Origin of the sequence: Micromonospora sp. WMMD1102, from assembly GCF_029626265.1 — a bacterium.
Lineage (GTDB): Bacteria > Actinomycetota > Actinomycetes > Mycobacteriales > Micromonosporaceae > Plantactinospora.
Genome location: NZ_JARUBN010000001.1, coordinates 5646549 through 5656300, shown reverse-complemented (window position 1 = coordinate 5656300; position 9752 = coordinate 5646549). Strand labels below are relative to the sequence as shown.

At 68.8% G+C, this 9752-nt stretch carries 11 protein-coding genes; 4 read left to right on the top strand and 7 right to left on the bottom strand.

The features are described 5' to 3' along the window. Positions 1–86 precede the first annotated feature (86 nt). Positions 87–1691, top strand: a complete 1605-nt coding sequence (locus O7626_RS25325) for a serine/threonine-protein kinase (protein ID WP_278063594.1) — start codon at positions 87–89, stop codon at positions 1689–1691. A 124-nt stretch (positions 1692–1815) separates the two neighbouring features. On the opposite strand, the gene O7626_RS25320 is transcribed toward O7626_RS25325, so the two are convergent. The 4 genes from O7626_RS25320 to O7626_RS25305 all read right to left on the bottom strand — a co-directional run bounded on the left by O7626_RS25320 (position 1816) and on the right by O7626_RS25305 (position 5092). Then, complete coding sequence (locus O7626_RS25320; protein WP_278063593.1) at positions 1816–2784, bottom strand: aldo/keto reductase; 969 nt, start codon at positions 2782–2784, stop codon at positions 1816–1818. 137 nt (positions 2785–2921) lie between these two features. Continuing rightward, positions 2922–3254: a helix-turn-helix transcriptional regulator gene (locus tag O7626_RS25315; RefSeq protein ID WP_278063592.1), complete on the bottom strand. Its 333-nt coding sequence runs from the start codon at positions 3252–3254 to the stop codon at positions 2922–2924. Between the two features lie 77 nt (positions 3255–3331). Continuing rightward, positions 3332–3946, bottom strand: coding sequence for a hypothetical protein (locus tag O7626_RS25310; RefSeq protein WP_278063591.1), 615 nt, complete (start codon positions 3944–3946; stop codon positions 3332–3334). A gap of 108 nt (positions 3947–4054) precedes the next feature. Then, positions 4055–5092, bottom strand: a complete 1038-nt coding sequence (locus O7626_RS25305; protein ID WP_278063590.1) for a hypothetical protein — start codon at positions 5090–5092, stop codon at positions 4055–4057. A gap of 292 nt (positions 5093–5384) precedes the next feature. Between O7626_RS25305 and O7626_RS25300 the strand changes: the two genes are divergently transcribed. Further along, positions 5385–6653, top strand: a complete 1269-nt coding sequence (locus tag O7626_RS25300) for an IS4 family transposase (RefSeq protein ID WP_278063589.1) — start codon at positions 5385–5387, stop codon at positions 6651–6653. Positions 6654–6823: 170 nt separating this feature from the next. On the opposite strand, the gene O7626_RS25295 is transcribed toward O7626_RS25300, so the two are convergent. Both O7626_RS25295 and O7626_RS25290 read right to left on the bottom strand, forming a co-directional pair. After that, a complete protein-coding gene (locus O7626_RS25295) occupies positions 6824–7315 on the bottom strand; it encodes a hypothetical protein (RefSeq protein WP_278063588.1) in 492 nt (163 codons plus the stop codon). Positions 7316–7594: 279 nt separating this feature from the next. Continuing rightward, positions 7595–7819, bottom strand: a complete 225-nt coding sequence (locus tag O7626_RS25290; RefSeq protein WP_278066309.1) for a hypothetical protein — start codon at positions 7817–7819, stop codon at positions 7595–7597. Positions 7820–7929: 110 nt separating this feature from the next. Between O7626_RS25290 and O7626_RS25285 the strand changes: the two genes are divergently transcribed. Beyond that, positions 7930–8472, top strand: a complete 543-nt coding sequence (locus O7626_RS25285) for a DUF3800 domain-containing protein (protein ID WP_278063587.1) — start codon at positions 7930–7932, stop codon at positions 8470–8472. Here O7626_RS25285 and O7626_RS25280 read toward each other — a convergent pair. After that, on the bottom strand, positions 8445–9191 hold the full coding sequence (locus O7626_RS25280) for a hypothetical protein (RefSeq protein WP_278063586.1): 747 nt from the start codon (positions 9189–9191) through the stop codon (positions 8445–8447). The genes O7626_RS25285 and O7626_RS25280 overlap by 28 nt on opposite strands. 303 nt (positions 9192–9494) lie before the next feature. Here O7626_RS25280 and O7626_RS25275 point away from each other — a divergent pair, with 303 nt between their 5' ends. Next, positions 9495–9731 carry a hypothetical protein gene (locus O7626_RS25275; protein ID WP_278063585.1) on the top strand — a complete coding sequence of 79 codons (237 nt, stop codon included), beginning with the start codon at positions 9495–9497 and terminating at the stop codon, positions 9729–9731. Positions 9732–9752: the final 21 nt, after the last annotated feature.

The following is a 9752-nucleotide window of genomic DNA, read 5'->3' as shown; positions in this document are numbered from 1 at the left end:
GGCGGGTGTCGCGTTCTCGCACACGCATGGACATGTTCGCATCGTCCACGACAGACTGACCGGACGTGATCGCGAGGAGAAGACGCGTGGGGTCCCCGCATCCGCGACTGATCGCCGGACGCTACGAGGTGCAGCCGCTCGACGACGGCGGAATGGGAACGGTCTGGCAGGGCTACGACCGTGTCCTCGACCGCCTCGTCGCCGTCAAGCAGATCCGCGGCGACCGCCACCACCCGGCCGAACTGCGCCGGGAGCTCGCCGAGCGCTTCCGCCGCGAGGCCAGGATCACCGCGAAGATCGAACACCCCGGCGTACCGGCCGTCTACGACGCCGCCATCGACCGGGGTACCGACGACGTCGAACAGCTCTATCTGGTCATGCAGCTCGTGCGCGGGGTCACCGTTGCCGACCTCCTCGCCGAAAACGGTCCGCTTCCCGTGCCATGGGCCGTCAGCATCGCGGCCCAGGTCTGCGCCGTGCTCTCCCACGCCCACGCAATTCCGGTCGTCCACCGCGACCTCAAGCCGAGCAACGTCATGGTCGACGGAGACGGCAACGTCAAGGTCTTGGACTTCGGCGTCGCCGCAGTGCTCCGAACCGACGTCACTCAGTTGACCGGTACCGGGCAGATGATCGGCAGCCGGGACTACATGTCACCCGAGCAGTTCCACGGTGTCGGTGTCAGCCCGCGGAGCGACCTCTACGCGTTGGGCTGCCTGCTGCACGAGATGCTCGCCGGGAAGAGGCTCTTCGACGGGGCGAACGACGCGGCGCTACAGCACGTCCACGACCGTCCGACACCGCTTCGGGGTTTGCGGGGCGACGTGCCCGAGGCAGTCGAGAGGCTGGTCCTCGACCTGCTGGAGAAGGCGCCTGAAGACCGCCCCGTTTCGGCGCAGGAGGTGTTCGGCCGGCTCAGCCCGTTCCTGCCGGCGCCGAGTGCTCCTGCGGCCTCGTGGACCGGTCAGCCCGATGGCGATCCCGAAGCCACGGCCGATCCGACCCGCCCCTACCGGCATCCGCTCGCCCCGCGCCGCCTGGTAGCGCCACCGGGCGTGCCACGGCCGGTGCCATCGGCTCCGTCGCCCGTGGTCGCACGGCGACAGGTGTTGCCCACCACACTCGCCAAGGAACTCGACAACGCCGAAGAACGGGCCTCGCAGCTCGTCGACTCCGACCGCCTCTCGCAGGCCGTCGCGGTGCTGGACGCGGCGCTGACGTCAGCCGACGCCGAAGGCGTGCTCGACCACCCACGCGTGTTGGAACTGCGGAACACCCACGCGGCGGTGTTGTTTCTAGGTGGCGACGTCCGACGGGCGCTGACCGCGTTCGAGGAACTGGCCGACGCCTTCGCCCGGAAGTTGGGTCCGGACGACCTGCGGGTGCTGGAGTGCCGGAAACAGGCGGCGTACTGCCACGCCGAGTTGGGCGACACCGACGCCGCCCTCGCGGGGTTCCGGGCCGTCCAGGAGCACGTGCGCAGCCAGCACGACGATCGCAGCCAGGACGCGCTGGAGTTACGCACACAGATCGGCATTCTTCTGCTGGCCGCGAACCGGCTCCGGGAGGCCGCCCGGACCCTCCGTCCGCTCTACGATGATCTCGTCGCCACCCGTGGCCCCGACCACCCCGAGACCCGGGAGATCCTCGACCTGCTCACCCGCATCCGACTAACCGGCGGATCGCGATAACGGCGGCAGTCGGGGCACGGCGTGCCATGCCCGCTGTGTGTCCATTTCGGGGTGACCTCCCTCGGTCATCCGTCGACCGCACTCAAGCCCACAGCGTGAGCCATGCCAGAGAGACAGCGCCGGCTCAGTGGAGCCAGGACTCCTTCGGGGCGGTGAGCGGGGCCAACGCCTCCCACAACTGATCGGGGACATCCCAACTGGCCAGGCGGGCTGTCTCGGCGATCCGCTCCGGGCGGGACACCCCGACGATCGTGGACGTGATCCGGGGATCGCGCAGCGAGAACTGCAGCGCAGCCGCCGCGAGCGGTACGCCGTGCGCCGCACACGCCGCCTCCATCGCCCGGATCCGGGAAAGCGTCGCGGCGTCGGCATCCCGGTAGGCGTACTTGGTGAACCGGTCCGGCCCCTTGGCCAGGATGCCGCTGGCGAAGGGTGCCGCGTTCACCACACCGACACCGAGCGAGACCGCCTCGTCGATCAGTTCACCTGCCGAGTGGTCCACCAGGGTCCACCGGTTGTGTGTGATCAGCGCCGCGAAGTGCCCGGTACGCAGGTAGCGCGCCATCAGCTCCACCGGGCCGCCGGCCACCCCCAGGTGCTCGACCACGCCCTGGTGCTGCAGGTCCAGTAGCGCCTCGACCGGGCCGCCCGGTGCCATGCCCTGCTCGAAGCCGATGTGCTCCGGATCGTGCAGATAGACCAGCGGCAGCCGGTCCAGGCCGAGCCGTTCCAGGCTCCCCTCGGCGGAGCGGCGCATCTGCTCGCCGGAGAAGTCGCCGGTCCCGAAGTCCCGGTCGACCTTGGTGGCCAGCACGAAGCCCTCCGGCACGCCGCCGATCCGGCGCAGGGCGGCACCGATCCGCCGTTCGCTCTCCCCGTCGCTGTAGCCGGCGGCGGTGTCGAGGAAGTTGAACGGGCCGGTCAGCGCGGCGAGCGCGGTCTCGGTGCCGCGTTCGGCGCTGACGTCGTACCCGAAGAGGGCCGGCATGCTGCCCAGCGGGCCGCCGCCGATGCAGACCGGGGTGACGCGCAGGCCGGTGGCGCCGAGCAGGCGGCGGGGGAAGGCGTCCGGCGGTTGCTGGTGTGCGTACACGGAGATCCTCGACCTGCGGTGTCGGCGGTGCGTCGGCGTGCGGATGGCGGCCGGCGCACCGGCAGACGATCATGTCGCCCGCCCGCACATTGTTGTCGTGCGGTCCCGCGTCGGCCAGCAGAGGTGAACCGCTGCGGTCACGCCACCTTCAGCTGGATGTTGCCGATCCGGGCGACCACCTCCAGGTGGCCACCGAGACCGGTGACGTACGCCCGCAACGTCTTGAGGCTGGTCGCCTCGCCGTTCTCGATCTGGCTGATCCGGGCCTGTGACACCCCTGCCGCCTCGGCGAGCTGCACCTGTGTCATGCCGAGTCGCTTGCGGATCTCGGCGAGCTGGGCGCCGCTGACCGAGGTGAGCATCTGCTCCCGCATCCGGACACGCCGTTCCACCCGCTCGGCGCTGTCCCACCTGGGATCGGTCGCCCGAGCCTTGACCTGCACGTCAGGCCAGTTCAACGGAGCACTCATGACTGTTCGTCCTTCCGCTTGGTAGGTCTTCGTTCGGTTTGGTCAGAGTCGAAGGCGTCGGCGCCGCGTCCGAGACGTCATCGGCGTACCGGGGCGGACCGTAGCCCGAGTGCCCGCAGTTCCAGCGCGGCCAGCGCCTCCACCGCCTCGGTGTCACCCCGCCGCCACGCCTGCGCCACGTCCGGGTCGATCCGGGTGAGCTTGCGGAGCGGCTGGTTCGCCAGCGCCCGCAGCGCCAGCAGATCCCGTCCGGCCGGTGCCGACCGGAGCGCCCGGGCCGCACCCGCGCGCCGCATCCAGCGGACCCGCAGCGGCAGCCACCCCAGCAGCACCACCCCGAGCGGAAACACCAGCAGGGCCAGCGAGAGCGCCAGCGCCAGTTCGCCGACCAGCTCCTGCTGGTCCCGGCCGGCGTCGGCCATCGCCCGCGCCGCCCCGGCGGCCTTCTCGAACGGCTCGGTCAGGTCGTCGCCGACCACCGGCACCCGGCCGACCTTGCCGCCCGCGTCCGCCAGGTTGTCGGCCAGCCCACCGCCGGCCCCCTCCAGCTTCTGTCCGGGTACGGCGAGTTTCTGCACCAGGTCGTGCAGCCACATCGCGGCCCGGACCCAGAGGTAGACCCAGGCGACGACGAGCAGGTCGGTGAGGAATTGGCGGGTGGCGGTCGGAAAGCGATCGGCGTAGATCCTCATGCCGGTCAGCGTGCCACGGCCGGGAACGCTGTGCTGCTGGGCCTGTGCTGCCGGGCTGGTGGGCCGGGATGCGTTCCCGGCCCACCAGCACCCCCCACGGCACAGCCGTCAGCCCCGGGCCGCCACGATGGTGTAGTCCACCCCGCCCAGCACGAACTTCTCGCCGAGTTCACGGGCCGGACCGATCTGCAACACCTGGAGTACGTACGGTTTCTGCGCCGCCTCGCCGGCAGCGAAGCTCAACCTGACGACCGGCCGCTCCTCCGGATCGATCAGGATGCCCCTGATCTGCGCCCCGGCCGGGTCGACCTCCAGCTGGCTCCGGCCGACCACCCGGACGCCCTCGCCCCCTCGGCCGCCCCGCACCCAGCGCTCGAAGAGCTCCGGGCCGAGGTCGACCACGACCCGTACGCCCGGCTTCACCTGCTCCGCCGGCCGGAACACGAGGTCGAAGTCCGCCGGCACCGGCAGTGCGTTGGCCAGCGCGTACGGCCGGTCCACCGGCGGCCCGCCCGGTGCGGCCGGAACGGTGTTGGCGTTCTTCCAGACGATGTTGTTGTTGTACTGCGTGTTGACGGACGTCGCCGTGCCCTCGAAGTTCATCGGGTCGGTCTCGGACTCCCAGCGGAGCAGCAGGCAGAAGTGACCGATGGACGGCACGTTCGACCACTCGATCGAGGTGACCGTCTCACCGGGCGTCACCGGCAGGCTCCTCGAGCCGATCGGGGTCCAGTGCGCCGGCCAGTTCGCCGCGCCACCCGAGGTGGTGTAGTACGCGCGCAACGTGCCGGAGCTGGTCCCCGAGCCGTACGGGCCGGGGTTCCGGAGCTTGACGAAGATGTGGCTGGTCGATCCGACGACCGGGTTCGTGTGCGAGGCGCACTCGATTCCGCTGGGGCAGATCTTGACGTCCGGGCTGTTGAAGAAGGACGAATAGATCGCCCCGTCCGGCTCGTTCCCGACATCCGACGCGATGTCCTGCATGAACGCGTCGGTACGCGCGGAGACCGTCGCGCCGGCCTTCGACCCGTCGGCGATGTCGCCACCCAGGGCGGCGCTGCTCGTCGAGACGGTCAGCAGCGCCGCCAGTACCGCGCCGAACAACACGATGGGAGTTCGGAACAGGCGTGTACTCGCAGTACTCATGCGGGTTCCTTCTCTTCGGGGACACTGGGGCGACGAGAGTGAAGGGCGCGCTCCCTCGGTTGCCGGCATAATGACTCTAATCAGTGTCCGGAGTCGATGGAACAGGCGAAGAATTCGATTGCCGCGCGTGCCCGCATATGCCGGGGACGGAGTAATTCTCGAATAAGGTGGAATGTGAGGCGGAAGAATTACCCGCGATTTTGTATCAACGGAGCTCGACGATCCTCATGTACGGCCGCACCTCTGGGCCAATGGCGTTAACTTAGTGTGGGTCGGTCTATGATCTGTGGTCGTGGCGAGGGCTGGTCAGGTCAAGACTGGGTTGCAGACGCGGTTGCCGGATTTGGTGGGGATCGGGGTGTTGACGGCGGCGTTTCCGCCGGAGTTGGTGGATCTGGCGATCGAGCGGTGGGACGCGCGGGAGCGGCGGCATCGGCTGTTGCCGGCCCGGTTGATGGCGTACTACGTGATGGCGTGTGTGTTGTTCCTCGACAGCGCGTATGCGGAGGTGTGGAACAAGCTGCTCGGCGGGTTGTCGTGGGCGCGGCGGTACCGGTCGCGTCGGCAGGTGGGTATGCAGCCGTCGGCGGCCGCGTTGGCCAAGGCGAGGGTGCGGTTGGGGCCAGACGCGATGAGCGGGGTGCTGGCGACCTCGATGCGGCCGATGGTGGCCGATGCGCGGGCCGCACCGTGGGCGTACTTCCACGGGCTGCGCAAGCTGGCCGCCGACGGGTTCACCGTGAACGTGGCCCGCACGCCGGAGAACGTGGCGCATTTCGGGATGCCCTCGAACGCGGCCGGGCAGGTGGGGTATCCGCAGGTCCGGGTGGTGGCTCTGGCCGAGATCGGTACCCGTTGCCTGCAAGGCGCCGGTGTGGATGTGCTGGCTACCGGGGAGCAGACCCTGGCCCGCACGCTGTGGCCGCGGCTGGGCCGCGGGGACGTGGTCGTTGCTGACCGGAATTTCCTGTCGCATGAAGACCTGACCGCGATCCTGGCGGCCGACGCGCACGCGGTACTGCGGGTCGAGGCCGGAATCGATCTGCCGGTGCTGCAGGTCCTGGCCGACGGTTCGTATGTATCGAGGATCGCCGACCCGCAGCAGGCCCGCCGGCTGCGCCGCCGCAAGACGAAGGTGCCGCCTGAGCAGTTCCCCGGCATCCCGGTACGGGTGATCGAGTACACGGTGGAATCCGAGCCGGACGAGCACGGCAACCGGGAGGTCAGCGAGCTGTTCTGCCTGGTCACCACCCTGCTAGACCCGGACGTCTACCCCCTGGGCGACTTCCCCGAGCTCTACCACGAACGGTGGACCCTGGAAACCGCGATCGGTGATGTGGAAACCCGGCTACGCGGCGGTGCCGAGGTCGTGCTGCGCTCCGGCCGCCCGGACCTGGTCTACCAGGAGGTCTACGCACTGCTCTGCGTCTACCAGGCCATCCGCGCGCTGATCGTGGCCGGTGCCGAGCACGCCGACCTCGACCCCGACCGCATATCGTTCACCCGCACCCTTCAAGCAGCCGCGCGTCACGTCAGTGACGACGCGGCCTTTTCCCCCTGACGACCTCACCGACCTGGTCAACGACGTCATCTACGAAATCACCGACGAACGCAACCTGCTACCCGCCACACCCCGCAACCGCAGCTTCGCCCGCCAGCAACGACAACCCGGCCGCCGCTACCCCCGCCAGACCGACGACTACAAGAAACCCCTACCACCCCGCACGACGATCAGACTGTGGATCCTGACCAGGCCAGACACGCTAAGTTGACGGCATTGCGCCTTGACCAGCGCGGCCAAAGCGGCATCGGCAGACAGCCCGCCGGGCCCTCGTAACCCGTCTCGACCTCCCTGGTGCCGTCAGCGAGGATCACGACAACCCGAGAACGGCGTACCCCGAAAATCTCCACGACCCGACCGGCCACCACCGACCTGACAATGTCCTCCAGGTACGCCACATCCTCCTCGTCACCGCCGAGCTCCCAGCGACCGCCAAAGTCACCGACCTGAACGACGATCCCGACGCCAAAGTCCCCCCAGCTCACCCGGCGAGCGCCCACCCTGCGAGGAACAACATCAACGACGAACCCACCCTCGGCGTCGTCGACGAGCACCCACGCAGCGTCTGACAACTCAACGGCCAACGCCACCGCCAAGCCGCGCGAACGCGCCAGACCCGACGTCGATGCGTCCTCACCGCCGCCATCCTGAATCCCGACCACGCAGCGATCATCGTGCGAACCCCCGAACCCGTCACCCCGTTTTCGCGGCCGGCCAGCAGGGCCCGACACGAACCGAGCAAAACTCGCCGCGGCAGATGCCGTGCGCCTCCAACGTCGACGGGCACCGCCGCGGCGATGGTGCGGTCCAGACGCTCGCGCAGCATTTCCGACGTGCCGTGCCGCGGCCCAATCAGCAGGGTGGCGGCCACAGTGCCCTCGGCGATGAATCGCTCGACGGCGGGTCCAGGCCCATGCCGTCGGCCAGGTTCAGCAGGTGGGTCACGGCCGGCTCGTCGCCGGGGGCGGCGAGCCGGATCCGGGTGTCGCGGCGGCGGCGCGGCCGTAGTCGATGCGCTTGTCGAGGTCGAGTTCGAACGTGCCGTGCAGCGCCACGTTGGACCAGAACAACGGGGTCAGGCCGCGCAGATCGTTGGCAGTGAGCCGGCCGGCGAAGTCCGCATCGTCGAGGACCCGGTCGACCAGGCGGGTGTTGACCAGGACCAGCGCCGACTGCAGACGATGCTCAACACCTGCACATCCTGACGGCGGCGAGGCTGGGCAGGAGTGGTAGCGCGCTCGATGCTGTGGCGGCCGACGTGGCGAAGGTCCATGGCGTGCCCGTCGACGCGGAGATGCACGGCTACGACATGTTCCACGGGGAGCTGGGCTGGTCGGGAGTGCCGCCCCGGGTCCGGATCGCGGTCTACAACCAGGCGTTGAAGGCGATCGGCGCGCACGACGTCACGATCATCCTGCGCGGTGTGAACCGGCACGGCCTGACCCAGCGGTACGTCCAGCCCAAGCCGGCGCACGAGGTCGTTCTGTCGCACGTCCTGGAGCGCGTCGACGCCTTCGCCGCGAAGGAAGAACAGCTCGCGCTGGTCATCGCCGACGAGGTCGACAACCAGGCGGCACACCGCGCGGACCTGACCCGCTACCGGGAGGACGGCACCGGCGGGTACCGCTCACGGCAGATCAACCGTATCGTCGACACGCTGCACTTCGCCCCGTCACACAGCTCTCGGCTGGTTCAAGCGGTCGACCTAGTGACCTTCCTGCACCGGCGGATGCAGACGGTGGTCGAGACGGACCGCGTGCGACGGCCTCGAACCCGGCTATCGCCGGGTTGCTATCGAGGCGATCGCTGGCACGTGTGACATACCGGGTTGCCCGAGCCCTCGCTGGTCAGTTCGGTGCCCTTGATCAGACCGACCCGTGCGCAAAACTCCTCGTGGTTTAGCGTCACGTGCGAGGCTGTCAACTCAAGAACGGACTTGGATTTGCCTCGCACGAGCTCGTAGAAGGCACAAACGCGCCGGTACGCGAGGCGACGACCGTCACGGCGCGGAAGGATCACCAGGCTATCGTCGACGTCCCAAAGCCGGCGACCGATCTTGGCGAGCTCGGCGGGGTCGTTGCACGCCAGCGTGTAGGCCGCCAGCGCGTCCCACGCCTCACCGACGGGCCGATGCTTCAGAACCCCCACACCCACGCTCAGATGCCGGTCCGGTCGGGCCACGAAGACGCGCTGCAGCCGGTCCTGATCGGCGGCACCAAGCCGGTCGTAGAGGCCCCCCAAAAGGGAAGAAACTTTCGAGCCATCATCGAGTCGGCGATCCAGATAGAAGTGCAGCAGGCGGCCCAACCTATCGGGCTCGATCACGGCAGACCTCAGCAGCTCCCAGGCATACGGGTACCGCCGGTCGCCTGCCGTCGCGAGCGACTCGGCGGCATCTCGAAGTCGCGCCTGCTCCTCAGGCGACGAGTTGACGTACCCGTCGTACCAAGGCGGGTTATCCCAGAGCGGATCCGGGTCGTTGTCGGCGAAGCGCTCCTCCGACCGACGCAGCAAGGCTAACGCCTCGTCCAGATTCACCGCCTGACTGTATCTAGATGGCCCCCCGAACCCGCAATCGGGAGCCGGCTACACACAGGACCACAGACGTGCAGTCGTCCGGCAAACAGGCGGCCAAGCTTCCAAGGCTCGGCTAGACGCGGCCTGCAAAGACGCAGGTCAGAGGCCAAGCTTAGACCGACAGCGACACCCGCCTCCGGAGGCGGGAGCGCAGGTTCGAATCCTGCCGGGGGCACACCGCAAATGGGCACGGTCGTCTGAATCACCACGGCAACTGGTGATCGAGGCGACCGTTTCGCTTTCTGTCCGCGGTGGTGGTGCTCCATGAGCACCGTCGATCGAGCGATCGCCGTCGCGGCCGGTGCCACGGTCGTGGTACTCGCCGGCGTTGCCGGGGCGATCTCGTGCTCACACATGGCCGAGCTGGCTTGGCTCGGGCGGGCGCGTACGTGGGCAACCGTTGATGCCATCCTTCAGGCGCTTTGCACCTTGGCGGACCGGAGCCCTGACGAGGAGCGGTGGCCCGAGGACAACTGGTCCGAATTGGCCCTTGACGCCTGATCTTGTAAAAAACGGCGGTAG

Bases quoted from the DNA above. Each gene is read 5' to 3' on its own strand.
- O7626_RS25305 (WP_278063590.1), bottom strand. From the start codon at position 5,092: ATGAGTACTGCGAGTACACGCCTGTTCCGAACTCCCATCGTGTTGTTC.
- O7626_RS25310 (WP_278063591.1), bottom strand. From the start codon at position 3,946: ATGAGGATCTACGCCGATCGCTTTCCGACCGCCACCCGCCAATTCCTC.
- O7626_RS25275 (WP_278063585.1), top strand. From the start codon at position 9,495: ATGAGCACCGTCGATCGAGCGATCGCCGTCGCGGCCGGTGCCACGGTC.
- O7626_RS25315 (WP_278063592.1), bottom strand. From the start codon at position 3,254: ATGAGTGCTCCGTTGAACTGGCCTGACGTGCAGGTCAAGGCTCGGGCG.